Source organism: Amycolatopsis sp. lyj-346 (assembly GCF_046548975.1).
Taxonomy (GTDB): domain Bacteria; phylum Actinomycetota; class Actinomycetes; order Mycobacteriales; family Pseudonocardiaceae; genus Amycolatopsis.
In genome coordinates this window covers 176704-199960 of record NZ_JAJPWT010000004.1, presented here as the reverse complement: position 1 = coordinate 199960, position 23257 = coordinate 176704, and the positions used below count along the sequence as shown (strand labels likewise).

17 protein-coding genes are annotated in these 23257 nt (G+C 72.8%); 13 read left to right on the top strand and 4 right to left on the bottom strand.

The window, feature by feature from the left end; translation table 11 throughout:
• Window positions 1–6 precede the first annotated feature (6 nt).
• The 8 genes from ACLJQE_RS15850 to ACLJQE_RS15815 all read left to right on the top strand — a co-directional run bounded on the left by ACLJQE_RS15850 (window position 7) and on the right by ACLJQE_RS15815 (window position 12088).
• A complete protein-coding gene (locus ACLJQE_RS15850) occupies window positions 7–840 on the top strand; it encodes an urea amidolyase associated protein UAAP1 (RefSeq protein ID WP_410639975.1) in 834 nt (277 codons plus the stop codon).
• A complete protein-coding gene (locus ACLJQE_RS15845) occupies window positions 837–1472 on the top strand; it encodes an urea amidolyase associated protein UAAP2 (RefSeq protein WP_285989903.1) in 636 nt (211 codons plus the stop codon). Before ACLJQE_RS15850 ends, ACLJQE_RS15845 begins: the two co-directional genes overlap by 4 nt.
• On the top strand, window positions 1469–5017 hold the full coding sequence (gene uca / locus ACLJQE_RS15840; RefSeq protein ID WP_410639974.1) for an urea carboxylase: 3549 nt from the start codon (window positions 1469–1471) through the stop codon (window positions 5015–5017). Before ACLJQE_RS15845 ends, uca begins: the two co-directional genes overlap by 4 nt.
• Complete coding sequence (locus ACLJQE_RS15835; RefSeq protein ID WP_410639973.1) at window positions 5014–6615, top strand: allophanate hydrolase; 1602 nt, start codon at window positions 5014–5016, stop codon at window positions 6613–6615. Before uca ends, ACLJQE_RS15835 begins: the two co-directional genes overlap by 4 nt.
• Window positions 6616–6751: 136 nt before the next feature.
• Entirely contained in the window at window positions 6752–7903 is a 1152-nt protein-coding gene (locus tag ACLJQE_RS15830; protein ID WP_410639972.1) for a hypothetical protein, read from the top strand.
• A gap of 59 nt (window positions 7904–7962) precedes the next feature.
• On the top strand, window positions 7963–8592 hold the full coding sequence (locus ACLJQE_RS15825; protein ID WP_410639971.1) for a DUF998 domain-containing protein: 630 nt from the start codon (window positions 7963–7965) through the stop codon (window positions 8590–8592).
• 184 nt (window positions 8593–8776) lie between these two features.
• On the top strand, window positions 8777–9967 hold the full coding sequence (locus tag ACLJQE_RS15820) for a thiolase family protein (RefSeq protein ID WP_410640308.1): 1191 nt from the start codon (window positions 8777–8779) through the stop codon (window positions 9965–9967).
• Window positions 9968–12088: a 3-hydroxyacyl-CoA dehydrogenase NAD-binding domain-containing protein gene (locus tag ACLJQE_RS15815; protein WP_410639970.1), complete on the top strand. Its 2121-nt coding sequence runs from the start codon at window positions 9968–9970 to the stop codon at window positions 12086–12088. It abuts the gene before it with no gap.
• Here ACLJQE_RS15815 and ACLJQE_RS15810 read toward each other — a convergent pair.
• Window positions 12085–12513, bottom strand: a complete 429-nt coding sequence (locus ACLJQE_RS15810) for a hypothetical protein (protein WP_410639969.1) — start codon at window positions 12511–12513, stop codon at window positions 12085–12087. The two genes, ACLJQE_RS15815 and ACLJQE_RS15810, sit on opposite strands and share 4 nt — an antisense overlap.
• Window positions 12514–12582: 69 nt before the next feature.
• Here ACLJQE_RS15810 and ACLJQE_RS15805 point away from each other — a divergent pair, with 69 nt between their 5' ends.
• Window positions 12583–14115, top strand: a complete 1533-nt coding sequence (locus ACLJQE_RS15805; RefSeq protein ID WP_410639968.1) for a twin-arginine translocation signal domain-containing protein — start codon at window positions 12583–12585, stop codon at window positions 14113–14115.
• Window positions 14116–14258: 143 nt separating this feature from the next.
• Here the strand turns inward: ACLJQE_RS15805 and ACLJQE_RS15800 are convergent, their stop codons facing one another.
• Genes ACLJQE_RS15800 through ACLJQE_RS15790 form a run of 3 tightly spaced genes read right to left on the bottom strand, consistent with a single transcriptional unit; the run spans window position 14259 to window position 17595 of the window.
• On the bottom strand, window positions 14259–15383 hold the full coding sequence (locus ACLJQE_RS15800; RefSeq protein WP_410639967.1) for a sensor histidine kinase: 1125 nt from the start codon (window positions 15381–15383) through the stop codon (window positions 14259–14261).
• Window positions 15380–16057 (bottom strand): response regulator transcription factor, encoded by a 678-nt coding sequence (locus ACLJQE_RS15795; RefSeq protein WP_410639966.1) that lies wholly within the window; start codon window positions 16055–16057, stop codon window positions 15380–15382. Before ACLJQE_RS15795 ends, ACLJQE_RS15800 begins: the two co-directional genes overlap by 4 nt.
• A gap of 35 nt (window positions 16058–16092) precedes the next feature.
• Window positions 16093–17595: a PucR family transcriptional regulator gene (locus ACLJQE_RS15790; RefSeq protein WP_410639965.1), complete on the bottom strand. Its 1503-nt coding sequence runs from the start codon at window positions 17593–17595 to the stop codon at window positions 16093–16095.
• Window positions 17596–17702: 107 nt separating this feature from the next.
• Here ACLJQE_RS15790 and ACLJQE_RS15785 point away from each other — a divergent pair, with 107 nt between their 5' ends.
• The 4 genes from ACLJQE_RS15785 to ACLJQE_RS15770 all read left to right on the top strand — a co-directional run bounded on the left by ACLJQE_RS15785 (window position 17703) and on the right by ACLJQE_RS15770 (window position 23149).
• The gene (locus tag ACLJQE_RS15785; RefSeq protein WP_410639964.1) at window positions 17703–19136 is read left to right on the top strand and encodes a sodium:solute symporter; all 1434 of its coding nucleotides are present in this window, start codon (window positions 17703–17705) and stop codon (window positions 19134–19136) included.
• A 73-nt stretch (window positions 19137–19209) separates the two neighbouring features.
• The gene (gene speB / locus ACLJQE_RS15780) at window positions 19210–20154 is read left to right on the top strand and encodes an agmatinase (RefSeq protein ID WP_410639963.1); all 945 of its coding nucleotides are present in this window, start codon (window positions 19210–19212) and stop codon (window positions 20152–20154) included.
• On the top strand, window positions 20151–21794 hold the full coding sequence (locus ACLJQE_RS15775) for a thiamine pyrophosphate-binding protein (protein WP_410639962.1): 1644 nt from the start codon (window positions 20151–20153) through the stop codon (window positions 21792–21794). The genes speB and ACLJQE_RS15775 overlap by 4 nt, the downstream gene beginning before the upstream one ends.
• Window positions 21791–23149: an aminobutyraldehyde dehydrogenase gene (locus ACLJQE_RS15770; protein WP_410639961.1), complete on the top strand. Its 1359-nt coding sequence runs from the start codon at window positions 21791–21793 to the stop codon at window positions 23147–23149. Before ACLJQE_RS15775 ends, ACLJQE_RS15770 begins: the two co-directional genes overlap by 4 nt.
• Window positions 23150–23257 lie beyond the last annotated feature (108 nt).

Here is a 23257-nt window from a genome sequence, read left to right as displayed (position 1 = left end):
ACGACCATGAGCACCACCGCGACGACCTACGGAGCGCGCGACCACGCCCGCGCCCAGGCCGGCACCGTGGTCGACACGATGCCGTCGATCCCGGCGAGCACCTGGCCCACCCCGCCGGCCGACGTCGCCCCCCAGGCGCTGACCTGGGCCGAGACCGTCGCCGGCGGCGGGTACACGCACAAGGTGCTGGCCCGGGGAACGCGGTTGCGGCTGACCGACGTCGAGGGCGACGCCTGCGCGCACCTGCTGCTGTTCAACGCCGCGGGGCCGTGGGAGCGGCTGAACGTCGCCGACACGGTCAAGGTGCAGTGGAACGCCTACCTCGGCGGATCGGTGGCGCTGCTGTCGGACCAGGCGCGGGTGCTGGCCACCATCGTCGCGGACACGGGCGGGCGGCACGACGCCCTCTGCGGGACGTCCACTGTGGACGGCAACACCGCCCGCTACGGCGACGGCGCCCCGGAGGGACCTTCCCCCGCCGGCCTGCCGCTGTTCACCTTGGCCGCGGCCAAGAACGGCCTGGAACCGCGCGACCTGCCGCCGAGCCTGTCGTTCTTCCAGGGCGTGCGGGTCCAGCCGGAAGGCGGGCTGGAGTTCACCGGCTCCGCGGGGCCGGGCGCCCACGTCGACCTGCGGATCGAAATCCCGTCGATCGTCCTGCTCGCCAACGTCGCGCACCCGGTCGACCCGCGCCCGGACTACACGGTGACCAAGCTGGAGGTCCTCGCCTGGCGCGACCGGCCGACCACCCCGGACAGTCCGGAGTGGACACACACGCCGGAAGCGCAGCGCGCCTTCGAGAACACCGCCGACTACCTGACCGCACGGGGGATCGCATGAGCACGGCCTACGAATCCCAGCTGGAAGTCAGCGTCGACGTTCCCGCGCGGGCGCCGTATTCGACGGTGCTGCAGCAGGGCCAGGAGCTGGCGATCATCGACCTCGGCGGCAACCAGGCCGTCGACTTCCTCTGCTACGACGCCAACGACACGTCGAAGCGCTACAGCGCGGCCGCGACGATCGCCGCGCAGGGCAACATCTTCCTCACCACCGGCAGTGTCCTGCGCACCCAGGAGGGCGCGCCGCTGCTGACCGTCGTCGCCGACACCTGCGGGCGCCACGACACGCTCGGCGGCGCGTGCAGCAAGGAGTCCAACAGCCTCCGCTACGGCCAGCACACCCGCCACCAGCACGCCTGCGTCGAGAACTTCCTCATCGAGGGCGCCAAGTGGGGCCTGGGGAAGCGCGATCTGGTCAGCAACGTCAACTGGTACATGAACGTGCCGGTCGAAGAAGACGGCACCCTCGGCATCGTCGACGGCATCTCCGCGCCGGGACTGGAAGTCCGGCTGCGCGCGGAGACCGACGTGCTGGTGCTCGTGTCGAACTGCCCGCAGATCAACAACCCCTGCAACGGGTTCGACCCGACGCCGGTGCGGATGGTCGTCATCTCCCCGGGAGTCGGCGCGTGAGGCTGCTCGTCGCCAACCGCGGCGAGATCGCGGTCCGGATCCTGCGCAGCGCGAAGGAACTGGGTCTCGAGACCGTCGCGGTGTACTCCGACGCCGACCGCCTCGCCCCGCACGTGCGGCTCGCCGACCGGGCCGTCCGGCTCGGCCCGGCGCCCGCGGCGGAAAGCTACCTGCGGGCCGGCGCGCTCATCCAGGCCGCGCTCGACACCAGCTGCGACGCGATCCACCCCGGCTACGGCTTCCTGTCGGAGGACGCGGCGTTCGCGCGGGCCTGCGAAGACGCCAAGATCGCCTTCGCCGGGCCGTCCCCGGAGCACCTGGAAGTGTTCGGCAGCAAGCACACCGCGCGCGAGGCGGCGATCGCGGCGGGCGTGCCGCTGCTGGCCGGCACCGGCCTGCTGTCCGAGGTGGACGAAGCGCTTGCGCATGCGGCGGAAATCGGTTACCCGGTGATGCTCAAGGCGACCGGCGGCGGGGGCGGGATCGGGATGCGCGCCTGCGCGTCGCCGGACGAGCTGCGTGCCGCCTGGGACACCGTGCGCAGCGTCGCGGCCAAGAGCTTCACCAGCGCCGGGGTCTTCCTCGAACGCCTGGTGACCCGCGCGCGCCACGTCGAGGTCCAGGTGTTCGGCGACGGCTTCGGCGAGGTCATGACCCTGGGCACGCGCGACTGCTCGCTGCAGCGGCGCAACCAGAAGGTCGTCGAGGAGTGCCCGGCACCGGACCTGCCCGGCGCGGTCCGGAAGCACCTGGTGGAGTCCGCCGTCGCGCTGTGCTCGTCGGTGCGGTACCGCTCCGCGGGCACGGTCGAATACGTCTACGACCCCGAACGCGGCGAAGCGGCGTTCCTCGAGGTCAACACCCGGCTGCAGGTCGAACACCCGGTCACCGAGGCGGTCTACGGCGTCGACCTGGTCGCCTGGATGCTGCGGCTCGCCCAGGGCGACCGCGGGATGTTCCGCGCGGTCCCGGTCGCGCGCGGGCACGCCGTCGAAGCGCGCGTGTACGCCGAGGACCCGAGCGCCGGGCACCGGCCGAGCGCGGGCCTCGTCACGCGGGTCACGCTGCCCGCGGGCTCGCGCGTCGACACGTGGGTCGAGCCGGGCACCACCGTCACCACCCACTACGACCCGTTGCTGGCCAAGGTGATCTGCACCGGCACCGACCGCACCGACGCACTGGCGAACCTGCGGGAAGCGCTCGCCGCGACCCGGTTCGACGGCGTGCAGACCAACCTGGGACAGCTGCGGGCGGCGGCCGCCGACGCGGCCTTCGGCGCCGCGGCCCACGACACGTCCACTTTGGACGAGGTCGCGGACGAGGAGCCGCGGATCGACGTCCTGCGCGGCGGGACGATGACGACCGTGCAGGACTGGCCGGGCCGCACCGGGTTCTGGGCCGTCGGGGTCCCGCCGAGCGGGCCGATGGACGACCGTTCGCTGCGGCTGGGCAACCTCGCGCTCGGCAACCCGGAAGGCGCACCCGGCCTGGAGTGCACCGTGGACGGCGTCGCCCTGCGGTTCTCGCACGCCACCGAGGTGTGCGTCACCGGCGCGCCCACCACGGTCCTCGTCGACGGCACCGAGGTTCCGCTGTGGACACCCGTCGGAGTCCCCGCGGGCGCCACCCTGGACGTCCGGGCGTGCACGGCCGGGCTGCGCAGCTACGTCCTGGTGCGCGGCGGCGTCGACGTGCCGGAGTTCCTCGGCAGCGCGGCGACGTTCACGCTGGGCAAGTTCGGCGGGCACGGCGGCCGCGCGCTGGCCGCCGGGGACGTCCTGCGGCCCGGGCCGGCACCCGCGGACCCGGCGGTCGGCCCGGTCGCCGAGGCCGAGCGCCCCGCGATCGCCGACCACTGGACGATCGGCGCGCTCGAAGGACCGCACGCGGCCCCGGAGTTCTTCACCCCGGACGACGTCGACACGTTCTACGCCACGGACTGGCAGGTGCACTTCAACTCGGCGCGCACCGGCGTCCGGCTCGTCGGGCCGCGACCCGAATGGTCCCGGGCCGACGGCGGCGAGGCGGGCCTGCACCCGTCGAACATCCACGACACGCCGTACGCGATCGGGGCCGTCGACTACACCGGCGACCTGCCGATCCTGCTCGGCCCGGACGGGCCCAGCCTGGGCGGGTTCGTCTGCCCGGCGACGGTCGCCACCGGCGAACGGTGGAAGCTCGGGCAGCTGCGGCCGGGCGACACCGTGCGGTTCGTGCCGATCGGCACCGACCACGCGGCGGCGCTGCGGGCGCGGCCGGCGTCGGTGGTCGAGCCGAGCCGGGCCGCCCGCGACGACGGCGGCGTCCTCGCACGGCTGCCCTCCGCGGACTGTAGGGAATCCTTGGGCGAGCCGTCGGTCACCTACCGCCGCAGCGGCGACGACAACCTGCTCGTCGAGTACGGCGAGATGAAGCTCGACCTCGCCCTGCGGATGCGGGTGCACGCGCTGGCGGAGCGGCTCACCGCCGAGGGCGTGCCGGGGATCGTGGACCTGACGCCGGGCATCCGGTCGCTGCAGGTGCACGTCGACCCGGACGCGCTGCCGGTCGGCAAGGCGCTCGGGCTGGTGCGCGAGCTGGAGCGGGACCTGCCGCCGACGCACGACCTCGTGGTGCCGAGCCGCAGCGTGCGGCTGCCGCTGTCGTGGGACGACCCGGCCACCCGCGAGGCGATCGAGCGGTACATGACCGGCGTGCGCGACGACGCGCCGTGGTGCCCGTGGAACATCGAGTTCATCCGGCGCGTCAACGGGCTGTCCAGTGTGGACGACGTGTACCGGACGGTGTTCGACGCGGAGTACCTGGTGCTCGGCCTCGGCGACGTCTACCTCGGCGCGCCGGTGGCGACGCCGCTGGACCCGCGGCACCGCCTGGTGACGACGAAGTACAACCCGGCGCGGACGTGGACGGCGGAGAACTCCGTCGGCATCGGCGGCGCCTACCTGTGCATCTACGGCATGGAGGGCCCGGGCGGCTACCAGTTCGTCGGGCGGACCGTCCAGGTGTGGAACAGCTGGCGCGCCGCGGAACAGCCGTGGGCACTGCGGTTCTTCGACCGCATCTCCTGGTATCCCGTGTCGGCCGAAGAGCTGCTGGACCTGCGCGCCCGCAGCGCGTCCGGGCAGCTGGAACTCGACACCACCGAAGGCACCTTCGCGCTCGCCGATTACCAGGAGTTCCTCGCGGCGAACGCCGAGAGCATCGCCGGGTTCCGGGCGACGCAGGCGGCGGCGTTCGAGGCGGAGCGGCAGGCGTGGGCGGCGGCGGGCGAGTTCGACCCGAAGCCGGAGCCGGTCACCCGGCCGCCGGCGCGGGTCGAGGCGCCGCCGGGCGGCCACGTCGTGGAGGCACCGTTCGCGGCGACGGTGTGGCGGGTCGACGTCACCGCGGGCGAGCGCGTCGACAACGCGCAGTCGCTGGTGACGCTGGAAGCGATGAAGACGGAGGCGCGGATCCCCGCGCCGGCGAGCGGTGAGGTGGTCGAAGTGCTCGTGTCCCCCGGCGACCAGGTGGCTCCCGGCACGCCGTTGGTGGTGCTCGGATGAGCATCTTGGAACGAGTGCGGGCGGCCTACCGGCGGATCGAGCAGGTGGACCGGCCGGAGATCTGGATCGACCTCCGGCCGGAAGCCGACGTCCTGGCCGAGGCGGCCGCGTTGGAAGAACGCGGGTTGCCGCTCTACGGCAAGCTCGTCGCGGTCAAGGGCAACATCGACGTCGCGGGGCTGCCCACGACGGCAGGTTGCCCGGCCTACGCGTACAAGCCGGAGGCGGACGCCCCCGTTGTCGCCCGGCTGCGGGCGGCCGGGGCGCTGGTGCTCGGCACGACGAACCTGGACCAGTTCGCCACCGGGCTGGTCGGGACGCGCAGCCCGTACGGCGCGGTCCGCAACGCGGTCGACCCGGCATATGTGTCGGGCGGTTCCAGCTCGGGTTCGGCGGTGGCGGTCGCGCTGGGGATCGTGGACCTGGCGCTGGGCACCGACACCGCGGGGTCGGGGCGGGTGCCGGCGGCGTTCAACGGGATCGTCGGGCTCAAGCCCACTCCGGGACTGCTGCCGACCGAGGGCGTGGTGCCCGCCTGCGCGAGCATCGACTGCGTGTCGCTGTTCGCGCGGACGGTCGACGAAGCGTCGTTCGCGCTGACCTGCCTGGCCGAGCCCGCGCAGGTCCACACCGGACGGTTCCGGCTCGGCGTGCCGTCCGCGGACCAGCTGGGTCCCTTGGCTCCCGGCTGGGCGGAGGCGTTCGCCGCCGCGGTCGCGGACTACGCCGCGGCCGGCGCCGAAGTGACCACTGTGGACACCTCGGCGTTCCTGGAGGCGGCGCAGCTGCTGTACGGCGGCGCGTTCGTCGCCGAGCGGTACACCGCGGTCGGGGCGTTCATCGACGCCCACCCCGACGCCGTCGACCCGGTCGTGCGCTCGATCATCGGCCCGGCCCGGGACATCCGGGCCCACCGGCTGTTCGCCGACCAGGCGGCACTGGCGGGCCTGCGGGCGGAGGCACTGGCCGCGCTGGCCGGCGTCGACGCGCTCCTGGTCCCGACGACGACCGAGCACCCGACGCTCGCCGAAGTCGCCGCGGACCCGGTGGCGGTCAACGCCCGCCTGGGCCGGTTCACCAACTCGACCAACCTGTTCGGGCTGTCGGCCCTCTCCGTCCCGGCGGGCTCGGTGGCCGGGCGCCCGTTCGGCGTGATGTTCCTCGGTGCCCCGCACGACGACCTGAAGCTGGCGGCACTGGCGGGCCTGCGGCGGGCGCGCGTCCCGATCGTGGTCGTCGGCGCGCACTTGCGCGGCCAGCCGCTGAACCACGAACTGACCTCCCGCGGCGGCCGGTTCGTCTCCGAGGTTTCGACCGCGGCGTCGTACCGGTTGTACGCGCTGGACACGGTGCCGCCGAAGCCGGGTCTGGTGCGGGTCGCGTCCGGCGGGGTGCCGGTGGCCGCGGAGGTCTGGGAGCTGCCGCCGCAGGGCTTCGGCGAGTTCGTCGCCGGAATCCCGGCCCCCCTGGCCATCGGCAAGCTCGAACTGGCCGACGGCAGGTCGGTGTCCGGCTTCCTCTGCGAACCGGCGGCCACGGAGGGAGCCGAAGACATCTCGGCGAAGGGTGGCTGGCTGGCACACCTCGGCGTCCGGTAAATGGGTTGCGCGGCCGGTCGACACTGAAGTGGTGAACACCTTGCCTTGCGGCCATCCGGGCCGCATCGGCACCTTGCGCCTTTGCCCGCACCTGGTTGTCGAAGAACCTCCCCCGTCCACTCGCTACCTGACCGGCGTGGGCACGCACTATGACCTGGTCTGCGCCGAGTGCACCCCGGCCGAACTGACCGAAGTCTGCGAGAGCTGTGCGGACCGGGCCGACCAGAAGAGCTTTCCCTCGGGCTGGCACGGCGAGCCCGAAGTCCTCTTGCGGGACCGGGAACTCGGCGGCACCTGGTCCGCACGCCCCTGCCCGGTGCGGCCGCTGAACGACGGCTGCCTGGCGCCGATGCCCGGTCACTGGCTCGCGCTCACCGCGGAGGGCTTCGTGCGGATCACCGACGACGACCAGTGGCTCGTCGGGCCGGTCGAGCTGCCCGAAGAGACCCACGAGGACATCCGCACCTTCCCGGACCGCCCCCGCCGCGGCCTGCACACTTCGCGGGACGGGCGGTTTGCGGCGGTGGTCTACGAATACGGCCAGTTCGCCACGGTCGTCGATCTCGACGAGTGGGTCACCGTGCTCGACCTCGACCGGGACTGGAACGACAACGAGCTCACCCGGTTCCCGCTGGCCTTCCTCGGCGAAGGGGAGACGGCGAAGGTGGTCGCGGGCACGGACTGGAACCGGCTCGACGTGTTCGCCCTGCCCGGCGGAGAGCAGCTGACCGACCGGGTAACCGCGGCACCGCCGCACGGGGAGCCGGAACCCGAGCACTACCTCGACTACTTCCAGGGCGCGCTCCACCCGAGCCCGTCGGAGCGGTGGCTCGTCACCGACGGTTGGGTCTGGCACCCCATCGGCGCCCCACAGGCCGTCGACCTCGCCACCTGGCTGGGCGGGGACCGGCACGCGGCCGAGCAGGCGCGCGGCCTCACCCCCGGCCGCGAGAACGAGTGGGACCAGCCGATCGCTTGGTTGGACGACACCACGGTCGCCATCCAGCGCATGGGCACCTCCTGGCGGAGGATGCTCGACGGCGTCGAGCTCTACGACGCCGAGACCGGGCGCCGCACCGGGATGTTCGCCGGGCCGGCCGGGCGGATGTGGGCCCACGGCGGCCTGCTGTACGTCGCCGCCGAAGCCGGGCTCGAGGTCTGGGACCCGGCCGAAGGCGCCCGGATCGGGCTGCTCGAAGGCTTCGCGCCGATCGCGCACGACCCCGCGTCGGGTGCCTTCGCCGAGCTGCGTAACGATCAGCTGAGAACTTGGACAACTCCCCGGTAACAAGCCTCATCCGTGGGCACCTCCCGGCCGATTCTCCTCAGTGAACCCCGGAGGCGGCCATGACCACGGCAACCACATCCCCGCAGCGGACCCTCGTCCACTCGTACCTGTTCCTCCGGCGCGCCATCGGGCTCATCGGCCTGGCCCTGCCGGTGGTCCTGATCCTCGGCAAGCAGCTCGTCCAGGGCGGCGACCTGATCGGCTCGCTGAGCGGCTACTACTACACCGACCTGCGCGACGTCCTGGTCGGCGCGATGTGCGCGGCCGGGGTGTTCCTGCTCGCCTACTACGGCCACGACTACGTCGACAACATCGCGAGCACCGTCGCCGGGCTGGGCGCGATCGGCCTCGCGCTCTTCCCCACCACCCCCGATCACGACGTGTCGGCCTGGGACCGGACGTCCGGGGTCCTGCACCTGGCCTTCGCGGCCGTGTTCTTCCTCTCCCTCGCCTACTTCTGCCTGCGGCTGTTCCCCCACGACGGCGAGCAGCCGCCGGGCACGAGCGTCGTCTACCGCGTCTGCGGCGGCGTGATCCTCGCCTGCCTGGTGCTCATCGCGCTGACGAGCTACCTCCGGCTCGTGCCGGAGCTGCACCCGGCGCTGTGGCTGGAGGCCGTCGCCGTGGAGGCGTTCGGCGTCGCGTGGCTCGTGAAGGGACGGACGATGGAGCCCAAGAGTGTGCGGTAGCCCACTCGACCGGGCCACACCACTGGTTACCGATGGGTAACAAGGGCTATCGTGCGGCTATGACAACCGGGGCTCCGCCCCGGGCCGGGGGCTCCGCCACCCGGACCCCCGAACGAACGAACGTCTACTTGATGGAGCATTCGTGGCCGCACCAGCAACGCCGCTCGCGCCGACCGCGCGAGGCGTGCGCAACGTCGCCTTCGTCGAGGGGGTCCGCACTCCCTTCGGCAAAGCCGGCGACAAGGGCATGTACGCCGGGACCCGCGCCGACGACCTGGTCGTCAACGCCATCCGCGAGCTGCTGCGGCGGCACCCGGAGCTGCCGCCCGAGCGCGTCGACGAGGTGGCCATCGCCGCCACCACCCAGACCGGCGACCAGGGCCTGACCATCGGCCGCACCGCCGCGCTGCTGGCCGGGCTGCCGAAGTCGGTGCCCGGCTTCGCCATCGACCGCATGTGCGCCGGCGCCATGACCGCCGTCACGACCGCCGCGTCCGGCATCGGCTTCGGCGCCTACGACATCGCCATCGCCGGCGGCGTCGAGCACATGGGCCGCCACCCGATGGGCGAGGGCGTCGACCCGAACCCGCGGATCATCGCCGACAAGCTCGTCGACCCGACCGCGCTCGTCATGGGCCAGACCGCCGAGAACCTGCACGACCGGTTCCCCGCGATCACCAAGCAGCGCACCGACGCCTACGCCGCGCGCAGCCAGGAGCGCTACGCCGAAGCCGTCAAGACCGGCAAGATCGGCCCGGAGCTGGTGCCCGTCGCCACCCGGTCCAAGGAACTCGGCTGGGGTCTCGCCACCGAGGACGAGCCGCCGCGGCCGGGCACCACGGTCGAGCAGCTCGCCGGCCTCAAGACCCCGTTCCGCCCGTTCGGCCGGGTCACCGCGGGCAACGCGGCCGGCCTCAACGACGGCGCGACCGCGTCGATCCTGGCCGACGAGGAGACCGCCCGCGAGCTGGGCCTGCCGGTCGCGATGCGGCTGGTCGGCTACTCCTTCGCCGGCGTCGAACCGGAGGTCATGGGCATCGGCCCGGTGCCGGCCACCGAGAAGCTGTTCAAGCGCACCGGCCTGTCGATCGACGACATCGGCCTGTTCGAGATCAACGAAGCCTTCGCCGTGCAGGTGCTGGCCTTCCTCGACCACTTCGGCATCGACGACGAAGACCCGCGCGTGAACCAGTGGGGTGGCGCGATCGCCTGCGGCCACCCGCTGGCCTCGTCCGGTGTCCGCCTCATGACGCAGCTGGCCCGCCAGTTCGCCGAGCGGCCCGACGTGCGGTACGGCATGACCACGATGTGCATCGGCATCGGCATGGGCGGCACCGTGATCTGGGAGAACCCGGCGTTCGAGGGGACGAAGTAAATGACTTTCACCGCTGAAGAGGCGAAGGCCGCGTTCCCCGACGAGGTCGTCACGGTGGCCAGGACCCGCCTCGTGAAGGTGCCCGGGCTCGCCAAGCCCGTCGCGCTGATCACGCTCGACAACGGCCACGACCACACCCGGCCGAACACCTTCGGCCCGCAGGGCCTGGTGTCCTTGAACACCGCCCTCGACGAGGCGTTCGCCGCCGGGCCGGCCGCGATCGCCGTCACCGGCAAGCCGTTCATCTTCGCCGTCGGCGCGGACCTCTCGGGTGTCGAATCCGTGAGCGACCCGAAGCTGGCGCGCGAGATCGCCCAGACCGGGCACGACGTGTTCCGCCGCCTCACCGAGTCTTCGATCCCGACGTTCGGGTTCGTCAACGGCGCGGTCATGGGCGGCGGCCTGGAGCTGGCGCTGTCCTGCCACTACCGGACGCTGTCGGAGAACACCGCCGCCATCGCGTTCCCCGAGGTCTTCCTCGGCCTGTTCCCGGGCTGGGGCGGCACGCAGCTGCTGCCGAACCTGATCGGGCCGGACGCCGCCGTCACGGTGATCATCGAGAACGCGCTGGCCCAGAACAAGATGCTCAGCGTCAAGCAGGCGGCCGAGCTCGGCATCGTCGACGAGGTCTTCGGCTCGGCCGACTACCTCGAGCAGTCGCTGCTGTGGCTGGCCAAGGTCGTCAACGGCGAGGTCACCCCGGCCCGCCGCGAGATCGACCGCGGCGCCGGGTGGGACACCGCCATCGCCCGCGCGAAGTCCATTGTGGACGGCCGGACGCACGGCGCCTCGCCGGGCGCGACGAAGGCCGTCGAGCTGCTGGAGCTGGCGCGCGAAAACGACAGTGTCGGTCTTGACCGCGGCTACGCGGCCGAGACCGACGGCCTCGCCGAGCTGCTGATGTCCGACGTCCTGCGCGCCGGGCTGTACTCGTTCAACCTGGTCAACAAGCGCGCCAAGCGCCCGGCGGGCGCGCCGGACAAGTCGCTGGCCCGCAAGGTGAACAAGGTCGGCATCGTCGGCGCCGGCCTGATGGCCAGCCAGCTCGCGCTGCTGTTCGTCCGCCGCCTGAAGGTGCCGGTCGTGCTCACCGACGTCGACCAGGAACGCGTCGACAAGGGCGTCGGCTACGTCCACGCCGAGATCGACAAGCTCCTGGCCAAGAAGCGCGTCTCCCCGGACGGCGCCAACCGGCTCAAGGCTCTGGTCTCCGGCTCGCTCGACAAGGCCGCGTTCTCCGACGCCGACTTCGTCATCGAGGCCGTCTTCGAGGAGCTGGGCGTCAAGCAGCAGGTGTTCGCCGAGCTGGAGCAGCACGTCAAGCCCGAGGCGATCCTGGCGACGAACACCTCGTCGCTGTCGATCACCGCGATGGCGTCGAAGCTGCAGCACCCCGAGCGGGTCGTCGGCTTCCACTTCTTCAACCCGGTGGCCGTGCTGCCGCTGCTGGAGATCGTCCGCGGCGAGCAGACCGACGACGCGGCACTGGCGACGGCGTTCTCGGTCGGCAAGCAGCTGAAGAAGTCCAGCGTGCTGGTGAAGGACGCGTCGGCGTTCGTCGTCAACCGGCTGCTGCTGCGCTTCCTCGGCGAGGTGCTGGTCACCGTCGACGAGGGCACGCCGTTCGACGTCGCCGACAAGGCCCTGGAGCCGCTGGGCCTGCCGATGACGCCGCTGACGCTGATGCAGCTCGTCGGCCCGGCCATCGCGCTGCACGTCGGCGAGACCCTGCACGAGTCCTTCCCGGACCGGTTCACCGTCTCCGAGAACCTCGCGAAGTTCGTCAAGGCGGGCAAGAAGGGCGTCTGGATCTGGGACGCACAGGGCAACGCCTCGGCCGACCCCGAGGTCGTCGAGCTCTGGACGCAGGGTGACAAGCCGTCCACCTCGGAGGAGGTGCGCGACCGGGCCCTGTCGGCCATCGCCGAGGAGATCCGGATCATGCTCGACGAGGGCGTGGTCGCCGAGGCGCAGGACATCGACCTGTGCCTGATCCTCGGCGCGGGCTGGCCGTTCTGGAACGGCGGCATCACGCCGTACCTGGACCGCTCCGGCGTCTCCGAGCGCGTGAACGGCAAGCCGTTCCTCGCCCCGGGCGTGGCTTCGGTTCCGGCGCGCTAGTACTCGCCCTCACGAGGGCACTTCGGCGGCGGCGCGGTGAGTTTCAGCTGCGCCGCCGTCGTGTCGGAGTCGAGCACCGTCACCCGCTCGGCGGCGGCGAACCGGGCGTGCAGCTCCCGCGCCCACGCCTTCAGGTCGGTGCCCGGGACGGCGAGCAGGGACACCGACGGCGGGTCCACGAACACCCGCCGCGCCTTCGGGTCGTCGCGGAAGGACTGCAGCGCGGCCCGCATGTCCTCCTCGGAGGAAAAGGTCACCACGACCGCCGCGCACAGCGTGTGCCCGGCCAGTGGGGCGGGGTTCGTGTCCACCGGCAGCTCGGGGGGCCGGACGAGCGCCGCGATGAAGAACGCGAGCCCGGCCCCGGCGGCCAGTGCCGCCGCGATCACCGGCACCAGCACCCGGCCCAGGGGTTTCTCCGCCACACCGAAGATCACAGCACACGTTGGCCGCCGGGACACGGCCCGTTCACCCCGGCGGCTTAGCGTCCCGCCGTGACCACCGACCGACGCCGGTTCCTCAAGGGGGCCGGCCTCGCGGCCGCCGCCGCGAGCGTGCCCCTCCCGGCCCCCGCTTTCCCTGATTCGGATCTGAGCCGGCTGTGCGGCCGCTACCAGTGGCTGGTGGGCGACCACCACACGCACAGCCAGTACTCCTACGACGCGATGTACCGGATCGACCAGATCGCCGCCGGCGGGCGGGCGCACGGCGCGGACTGGATCGTCTTCACCGACCACGGCCACGCCGAGCACGAGAAGGTGTCGGTCGAGCCCACCGAAGCCGACTTCCTCGCCGCCCGGCGGAAGTTCCCGGACCTGCTGCTGTGGCACGGCATGGAGTGGAACGTCCCGGGCGCCGAGCACGCGACCGTCTTCTTCCAGGCCGGGGCGGACCAGGCGGCGAAGCTGCGCGAGTTCGAGCGGGCCTTCGACTGGCGGCTGACGAACTCGGAGGCGTCGAGCCCGGCGAACGAGGCCCTCGCGCTGCGGGCGTTGCGCTGGCTGGCCGCGGAGGAGCAGGCCCGGCGGATCCACGCCCCGGTCGTGCTGATCAACCACCCGCTGCGCAACGGCCGCGTCGCCCCGCACGAACTGCGGGCCTACCGCGACGCGGCGCCGGGCATCGTCATCGGCATGGAGGGCGCGCCCGGCGCGCAGGCGGACGGCTTCCCCAAGCCGCTCGGCAACGGCGGCGCGCGCGGCGGCTACGTCAACAACCCCGGGCCGGATTCGTGGCCGGGCTACCCGCCCGAGGCGTACCGGACGCACGGCGGCTGGGACTGGGCGACGGCGAAGGTCGGCGGGCTGTGGGACTCGCTGCTCGCCGAGGGAAAGCCGTGGTGGATCACCACGAACTCCGACTCGCACTACAACCGCGGCGACACGCTGGTCCGCCCGGACGTCCCGGGCGACTGGTACGACACGCACGGCAAGTTCCCCGACCCGCTCGACTCCGGCGTCGCCCAGCTGGCCGCCCCGTACGCCGACTTCTACCCGGGCGAGTTCAGCCGCACGTACGTCGGCGTCACGCGGCGCAGCCTCGAAGGCGTGCTGGACGGCCTGCGGGCCGGGCGGATCTGGCTGACGCACGGTGGCCTCGTCCAGGAGCTCGAGGTCGGCGCGTACGGCGGCGGTTCCGCGGCGACGCTGGGCGGGCGCCTGCGGGTGCGGCGCGGGTCGGACGTCACGGTCGTGGTGCGGGCGCGGCTGGCGTCGCGGCCGAACGGCGGCGGCTCGGTGCCGCGGCTGGCGCGCCTGGACGTCGTCGCGGGCCCGGTCACCGGACCGGCGGCCGACCGCGACGCGGCGACCGCACCGGGCACGCGGGTCGCCGAGTCGTTCGAGCCGCACTGGGCGCCGGGACGGCAGGTCGTGTTCCGGCACACCTTCCGGAACGTGCGTTCGCCGTTCTACCTGCGGGTGCGCGGGACGAACGGCGACGGCGAGCCGACGCCGGACGTCGTCGGCCAGGCCAACCCGTTCGAGGACCTGTGGCTGTACGCGAACCCGATTTTCGTGGACGTGTGATCAGCGGGTCGGCACAAGTGATGGGCGGGTCGACACGCGTGATTGGAGGGACGACACGGCGAACCGCGCCGGCTCCGGCGTGTCGACCCGCCAATCACGCGAGATGACCTCTCAATCACGCGAGACGACCCTTCGATCACGGGTCAGTGGGCCGGGAGGTGGACCGTCACGCCGAGGCCGCCGCCGACGATGGGTTCGGCCGAGACCGTTCCGCCGTGCGCCGCCACCGCGGCGCGGACGATCGACAACCCCAAGCCCGCGCCGTGGCGGGCCGTGCGGGCCACGCCCGCCCGGCGGAACGGCTCGAACAGCTCCGGCACCGCCGCCGGGTCGACCAGGCCGCCCGAGGAGCGGACGCGCAGCATCGACCACCGCGGCCCCGGCTGGGTGACGACCTCCAGCCAGCCGCCGTCGACGTTGTGGCGGACCGCGTTCTCCAGCAGGTTCCCGGCGATCCGCTCCAGCAGCGCCGGGTCGCCGAACGCGGACGCCGGCGGCGTCGTGAACGACGCCCGGATGCCGCGCTGCCCGGCTTCGCGGTCGACCGCGCGCCACGCCCGGTCGACGACCACGGCGAGGTCCACCGGCTCGTGCACGCCGAGCCCGGCGCCGTCGGTGCGGGCCAGCAGCAGCAGGGAGTTGACCAGCTGCCCGGCGCGCTCGGTCGCGTCCCGGACCACGCCGCCCATCCGCCGCAGCTCGGCTTCGTCGGCGTCGTCGTCGGCGAGGGTGACGTCGAGTTCCGTGCGGATCACCGACAACGGCGTCCGCAGCTCGTGGCTCGCGTTGGCGACGAAGTGGCGTTGCGCGTCGAACGCGGCCTGGAGCCGGTCGAGCATGTCGTCGAACGTGCTCGCCAGCTCGGCCAGCTCGTCGCGGGAGCGCAGCTCGCCGATCCGCTCCCCCAGCGACTCGACCGACAGCCGCCGCGCGGTCCCGGTGATCTCGCGCAGCGGCAGCAGCACGCGCGAGGTGAACGTCCAGGCGAGGATCGCCGCGGCCGCCACCACCAGCAGGAACGCGATCGAGCCGAACAGCAGCATCCGGTCGCGGGCGTGCACGCGCAGGTGCTCGGCGAGCGTCGAGGCGTCGACCTCGACGCCGTCGACGACCACCTGGCTGCCCGGCGGCATCTGCGGGACGGCGTCGAGCGAGTCCCGCACCAGCGTCCAGGCCAGCCAGAGCAGCAGCAGGCTGACGGCGGCGACCAGCACGGTCGCCAGCAGGGTGATCCGGGCGCGGAGGGTGCGGGTGCCCGGCAGGTTCACGCGCGCGAAGCGCCGGGCTCCGGCACCCGGTACCCCGAGCCGACGACGGTCTCGATGATCCCCGGCTCGCCGAGCTTCTTGCGCAGCGTCATCACGGTGACCCGGACGGTCGTGGTGAACGGGTCGGCGTTCTCGTCCCAGACGCGTTCGAGGAGTTCCTCGCTGCTGACGACGGACCCGGCGGCCTGCAGCAGCACTTCGAGGACGCCGAACTCCTTGCGCGTCAGCTCGACCGGCCCGCTCGACCGCCGGACGGTCCGCTTGGCCGGGTCGAGCTCGACGTCCCCGGCGGTGAGCAGCGGCGGCGCGGCCGGCGTGGCCCGGCGGCCCAGCGCCCGCACCCGCGCGACCAGCTCGGGGAAGGCGAACGGCTTGGCGAGGTAGTCGTCGGCACCCAGCGACAGCCCGTCCACGCGGTCGGACACCGAGCTGCTCGCGGTGAGCATCAGCACCCGGGTCAGCTCCCCGGACGCGACGATCTCCCGGCACAGCTCGTCCCCGGACATCCCGGGCAGGTCCCGGTCCAGCAGCACCACGTCGTACCGGGTGACGGCGGCCTTCTCGTGCCCGTCGTCCCCGGTGAGCGCGACGTCCACCGCCATCCCCTCGCGGCGCAGGCCACGGGCGATCGCGTCGGCCAGGGGTTCTTCGTCCTCGACTACCAAAACTCGCACCAGCACACAATCCCATATTTTCCTGAGAGGGCCCTTTAAGCCCCGGGGGTGGCCCAGCGCAGGGCGAACCACAGCCGCATCCGGATCTCCGGGTCCGCCAAATCCACCTGCAACGCCCGCTCCACCTGGGCGATCCGGTGCCGGACGCTGTTGCGGTGGACACCCAGCTCGGCCGCCGTCGGTTCCCAGCCGCCGTGGTGGGCCAGCCACGTCCGCAGCGTCAGCACGAGCGAACGGTCGCCGGCCTCGTCGAGGGCCACCAGCGGTTCCAGCGTCTTCTCGGCGAACCCACGGGAAGCGCCCGGGTCCAGCAGCGCGTCGAGGTCCGGCGGCCCGCTGCCCGCCACGACCGGACGGCCCAGGGCGCGGGCCCGCGCCAGCAGCAGTTCGACCTCGGCCGAAGAACCGGCCAGCTGCTCGGCGGGCACCGGCGCGCCGGCGGCCGCCAGCCAGCCGTGCTCGCGCAGGTCCTCCAGCACCGGAAGCGAGACGGCCCCGGCGACGGCCGTGAACCGCATCCCGGCGCCGACCTCGACCAGGGGCGTGTCCAGCCGGGCCCGCAGCCAGTCCGGGCGCCGGGCCACCTCGTCCGGACCACGCCGGTGGGCCGCCCCGGCGACCAAGCGGACCACCGCCGACCCCAGCAACGACCGGGCCGCGTCGCCCGGGGACACCCGGCCGAGCAGCAGGCCGGTGGCCGCCGCGCCCAGCTCGGCCGCGTCCGAGCCCGCGCGGCCGACCAGGCCGAGCAGGGCCGCGCCGACGGCGAGGATCGCCCGCTCGGCGCCGTCGAGCCGCCGGGGCCTGCCGACGACCACCAGGTGCGACGCCGTGGCCTGCGGGTACACCGGCTGGACGACGACGAACCCGCCGTCGAGCTCGGTGGTCGCACTCCGGATCCCGCTGCCCGCCCGCACGGTCGTCACCAGCTCCCGGACCTGGAGCGGCAGCGGCGTGGGCGCGTCGTGCGCCGAGGCCAGCACGTCCCCGGCGCCGACCAGGGCGACCCAGGACCGCAGCACCGACGCCAGCGAGGACGTCAGCTCGCCGAGCCCGCCACCCGCCGCGCGCGTCAGCGTCTCGCGCGCCGCCGCGATCCGCCGCTGTTCCCGCTGGCCGGCCTCGGTCAACGCCACCGAGACCGCCCGGTTGACCGCGAGGAACGGCGTGCGCGACGGCACCACCAGCAGCGGCAGCCCGCGCCGCGCGCAGGCCCGGCGCAGCGGCTCCGGCAGGGTCTCGTGCACCGTCGGGGTGAGCCCGAACCCCAGCGCCGTCACGCCGGCGTCGCGCAGCCCGCGCACGTACCGGTCGATCCGCTCCGGCAGGTTGACCCCCGCGGTCAGGATCAGCTCGCCGCCCAGCAGGTAGGGCGCGGGGTCCTGCAGCTCGCTCACGTGCGCCCAGCGCACCGGGGCGTCCAGCGCGCCCGGCCGCAGGGTTTCGGGCACGACGTCGAGTGCGAGCTCCGGGTTGCCGACCACGTCCCGTAACGGGACATTCACCTCGGTGGACAGCGAATCCGTGCTCGGAGTCATTTCATCCCCACCGGCGTCGACATGGGGATGAATCATCCCATGCCGAGGAGGTGGCGGGCGAACCTACGGTGGCTCGAAACCGACACTCCCAAAGCAAGGAGGACACCGTGACCGGCGACTACGCGGTGATCGCGCTGTACATCGCGGGCATGCTCGGGGTCGGCTGGTACGGCCTCCGGCTCGCGAAGACGAAGTCCGACTACCTCGTCGCCGGGCGGCGGCTGGGCTGGTTCATGTACTCCGGCACGATGTCGGCCGTCGTCCTCGGCGGCGCGTCCACGGTCGGCGGCGTGAAGCTCGGCTACACCTACGGCATCTCCGGCATGTGGCTGGTGGTCAGCATCGGCGTCGGCATCCTGGTGCTGCACGCGCTGTTCGCGCGGCGGCTGGTGCGGCTGCGGGTCTACACCGTCGGCGAGATGCTCGACCTGCGCTACGGCGGCCGCACCAGCGCGGTGTCCGGCGTCGTCATGTGGGGCTACACGCTGATGCTCACGGTGACCTCGACGCTGGCCTTCGCGACCATCTTCAAGGTGCTGTTCGACCTGCCGAACTGGGCCGGGATCGCGATCGGCGGATCGATCGTCGTGCTCTACTCGGTGCTCGGCGGCATGTGGTCGATCACGCTCACCGACATCGCCCAGTTCGTCATCAAGACGATCGGCATCCTGGCCATCCTGCTGCCGGTGGCCATCACGTCCGCCGGCGGCTTCTCCGGCATGAGCGAAAAGCTCGACTCGAGCTTCTTCAGCTTCACCTCGATCGGCACGGACACGATCATCACCTACTTCGTGATCTACACCTTCGGCCTGCTGATCGGCCAGGACATCTGGCAGCGCGTGTTCACCGCCCGCACGCCCGCGATCGCGACGTCCGGCGGCCTCACCTCCGGCGTCTACTGCCTGGTCTACGGCCTGGCCGGCGCCCTGATCGGCACCGCCGCGCACACGCTCTACCCGGACCTCGCCAGCGCGCAGGACGCCTTCGCGACGATCGTCGAGCGGCTCCTGCCGACCGGCGTCCGCGGCCTGGTGCTGGCCGCCGCGCTGTCGGCGATGATGTCGACGGCGAGCGGCGCGCTGATCGCCTGCTCCACCACGACGACGTCGGACCTGCTGACCAAGCTGGGCCTGAAGAAGGGCGGTGAAGTCAGCCGCAACCGGATCGCCACCCTCGTGCTGGGCCTGCTCGCCATCGGCATCGCGATGATCGTCGACGACGTCGTCAACGCCCTCACCATCGCCTACGACATCCTGGTCGGCGGCCTGCTGGTGGCGATCGTCGGCGCGTTGTTCTGGAAGCGCGGCACCCGGCAGGGCGCGTACGCCTCGATGGTGGCCGGCACGCTCTCGGTCATCGCCTTCATGATCATCGACGGCGTCGAAGCCAACACCCCGATCTACTGGGGCCTCGGCGCAAGCCTGGTGGTGTACCTCGCCGTCAGCCTCGCAACACCCCGCACGGACGCCGCAATCCTCGCCATCTGGACCCGCCGCCTCAACGGCGCCGACACACCCACCCCGGCGGGCACTTTCACGTGAAAGTGATCCGGAGTTACGACCTCCAGAACACTTTCATAGGGAAAGTGACGGTTTTCGAGAACAGGAGCATGCAGTGCCTAACATCGGGCCCCTCGACTCGTCGCGCGTCCCCCGGTTCGCCGGCTTCGCGACCTTCGCCCGGCTGCCGCGGATCGACCAGGTCGAACGCGCCGACGTCGCCGTCGTCGGGGTGCCCTTCGACTCCGGGGTGTCCTACCGGCCCGGCGCGCGGTTCGGCCCGGCCGCCGTCCGCGAGGCGAGCCGGCTGCTGCGGCCGTACCACCCGGAGCTGGACGTCTCGCCGTTCGCCGAGAAGCAGGTGGTCGACGCGGGCGACATCGCCGTCAACCCGTTCAACATCGGCGAGGCGATCGAGACGCTGCAGCAGGAGGCCGAAGCGCTGCAGGCGAACGGGATGCGGCTGGTGACCGTCGGCGGCGACCACACCATCGCGCTGCCGCTGCTGCGCGCCGCGGCCAAGAAGCACGGGCCCGTTGCCCTGCTGCACTTCGACGCGCACCTCGACACCTGGGACACCTACTTCGGCGAGCCGTACACCCACGGCACCCCGTTCCGGCGGGCGTCCGAAGAAGGGATCCTCGACACGAGCGCGCTGTCGCACGTCGGCACGCGCGGGCCGCTGTACGGCAAGCGGGACCTCGAAGAAGACCGGCGGCTCGGCTTCGGCATCGTCACCTCGGGCGACGTCATGCGCCGCGGCGTCGCCGAGACCGTGGACGCGCTGCGGCAGCGCATCGGCGACCGGCCGCTGTACGTCTCGGTCGACATCGACGTGCTCGACCCGGCCCACGCGCCCGGCACCGGCACGCCCGAGGCCGGCGGGCTGACCAGCCGTGAGCTCCTGGAGATCCTGCGCGGGCTGCGCGACCTCAACCTGGTCGGCGCGGACGTCGTCGAGCTGGCTCCGGCGTACGACCACGCCGAGATCACCGCCATCGCGGCCTCCCACGTCGCCTACGACCTGGTGAGCCTGCTGACCCTCGGGAAGAACGCATGAGCCGCATCGGCGGGGACGTCGTCGTCGAAACCCTGCGGGCCCTGGGGGCCGACACGGTGTTCGGCCTGCCGGGCCAGCACGCGCTGGGCCTGTTCGAGGCGCTGCGACGGGCCGGCGACCTGCGCGTGATCAGCGGGCGCGTCGAGAACAACCTCGCCTTCGCCGCCGACGGGCACGCCCGCGCCCGGCTCGCGGCGAACCCGGACGGGCCGGTGCCGGTGACGCCGCTGATCGTGTCGACGGGCCCGGGTGCGTTGCTGACACTGGCTTCGCTGCAGGAATCCCGCGCGGCTTCGGTGCCGCTGCTCGGCATCTCCAGCCAGGTCCCGGTCGCCGGGCTGGGCGGCGGACGGCACGGCTACCTGCACGAACTGCCCGACCAGCAGGCGAGCTTCCGCGACGTCGTGAAGTCGGTGCACGTCGTGCGGCGCGCGAGCCAGCTCCCTTCGGCGCTGCGGGAGGCGTGGACGTCGGCCGCGACCGCGCCCTACGGGCCGGTGTGGGTCGAGATCCCCCAGGACGTGCTGCTCGGCCCGGCCGGGATCCCGCCGATCACGTCGGTGACGGCCGCTCCCCCGGCGTTGGCGCCCCTTCCGGAACTGGTCGCCGCGGCGGCCGAGCTGCTGGCGGCGGCGGGCGACCCGGTCATCCTGGCCGGCGGCGGGGCGCTGCGGTCGGGCGCGCACGCCGAGTTGCTCGCCCTGGCCGAAGCCCTCCGCGCACCGGTGATCTCGACCTTCGGCGGCAAGGGCGTGTTCCCGCAGGACCACGAGCTGTCCGGGCGGTCGTGGCTGGAAGACTGGCACACCACGGAATTCCTCGCCGCCGCCGACGTGCTGCTGGTGCTCGGCTCCGGGCTCGGCGAGCTGTCCAGCAACTACCGCGAGTTCGCCCCGCGCGGCCGGGTGGTCCAGGTCGAAGCCGACCTCGGCAAGCTGGAGTCGAACCACCCGGCGCTGGGCATCCACGCCGACGTCCGGCTCACCCTGCAGGCGCTCCTGGAATGGGTGCCGATGCGGGCGTCCGACGGCCGGGCCGAAAAGGCGGTCGCGGGGCTGCTCGCGCGGGTCGAGTCGCGGTTGGCCGGACAGGACCTGGGCGCCGAGCGGAAGCTGATCGACGACATCCGGGCCGCGCTGCCCGACGGCACGCAGACGTTCTGGGACATGACGATCGCCGCGTACTGGGCCTGGTCGGCGTGGAACCCCGACGGCGCGCCGATCCACACCGCGCAGGGCGCGGGCGGGCTGGGTTACGGGCTGCCGGGCGCGCTCGGCGGCGCCGTCGCCGGTGGCCCCACGCTCGCCGTGTCCGGGGACGGCGGCGCGATGTACGGCGTCGCCGAGCTGGCCACCGCGGTGCAGCACGGCCTCGACGTCACGTGGCTGATCGTCGACGACGGCGGCTACGGCGTCCTGCGCGAGTACCTCACCGGCGCCTTCGGCCACACCACGGCGACAGAGCTGGCCAGGCCCGACTTCGTGGCCTTGGCCGCCGCTTTCGGCGTGCCCGCGACTTTGTCTTCTTTGGACACGGTGGGCGCGGACCTGGCGGCCGCGCTGCGCACGCCAGGGCCGTCCGTCGTCGTCCTCCCCGCGTTGCTGAAGCTGTTCGCGCCGACCCACCTGGAGAAGGCATGACCCGCACCTTCGACCTGACCGACCCGGCGACCGGCGAGGTGTCCGGCACCAGCACGGTGGCCACCCAGTCCGAAGTGGACGCCGTGATGACGGCGGCCGCGCAAGCGTTTGCGGCCTGGCGGCGCAGCACGCCGGCCCAGCGGCAGCTGGCACTGCTGAAGATCGCCGACGCCCTGGAGGCGCGGGCCGCCGAGTTCGCCGACCTCGAGGTGCGGGAGACCGGCAAGATCCGGTCGGTCGTCCTGGAGGAGGAGATCCCGGAGTGCGTGAGCGCGCTGCGGTTCTTCGCCGGGGCCGCGCGGCACCTGGAGGGCACCGCGGCCGGGGAGTACACGCCCGGTCACACGTCGGTGATCCGCCGCGAGCCCGTCGGTGTCTGCGCGCAGATCGCGCCGTGGAACTACCCGCTGATGATGGCGGTCTGGAAGATCGCGCCGGCGCTGGCGGCGGGCAACACGGTGGTGCTCAAGCCGGCCGAGACCACGCCGTCGACCGCCGTGCTGCTGGCTCGCGTCGCCGCGGAGTTCCTGCCCGAGGGCGCGTTCACCGTGCTGACCGGCGACCGCGACACCGGTCGCGCGCTGGTGCGGCACCCGGTGACCGCCCTGGTCTCGATCACCGGCTCGACGCGCGCGGGCATCGACGTCGCCACGGTCGCGGCCGCCGACCTCAAGCGCACGCACCTGGAGCTGGGCGGCAACGCACCGCTGCTGGTCTTTCCCGACGTCGACGTCGCTTCGGCGGCCGAGGGCATCGTGGGTGCGGCGTGCTACAACGCCGGCCAGGACTGCACGGCAGGCAGCCGGGTACTGGTGCACGCCTCGATCCACGACACCTTCGTCGCTGCGCTGGCGAAGGCCGCCGCGGCGCAGACGCCGGGCGTCGACTACGGGCCGTTGAACAGCGCGACGCAGCTCTCGCGCGTCGAAGGCCTCATCTCGCGGTTGCCCCCGCAAGCCCGCATCGAGACCGGCGGCACCCGGTTCGGTTCACGGGGTTTCTTCTTCTCGCCCACGGTGATTTCGGGCGTGCGCCAGGACGACGAGATCGTCCAGGAGGAGATCTTCGGGCCGGTGCTCACCGTCCAGTCCTTTTCGGACGAAGCATCGGGAGTGGCGCTGGCCAACGGGGTGCCGTACGGGCTGGCGTCGTCGGTCTGGACCCGCGACCTCGCCGTCGCCGCGCGGGTGTCGGCCGACCTGGACTTCGGGTGCGTGTGGATCAACACGCACGGCCCGCTGGTCGCCGAGATGCCGCACGGCGGGTTCGGCCACTCCGGCCACGGCAAGGACCTCTCGGCGTACGCCTTCGCCGAGTACACCCGCGTCAAGCACGTGATGACGAGGTTCAGCTGAGCCCCGGCGCCAAGGTCGAGCAGACCCCGCCGCCGAGCTCGACGCGAGACCACCAGCCCCAGGCGACGGCCGGGAGCAGGAGCGCGAGCCAGGGGCTGGTGGCGAAAG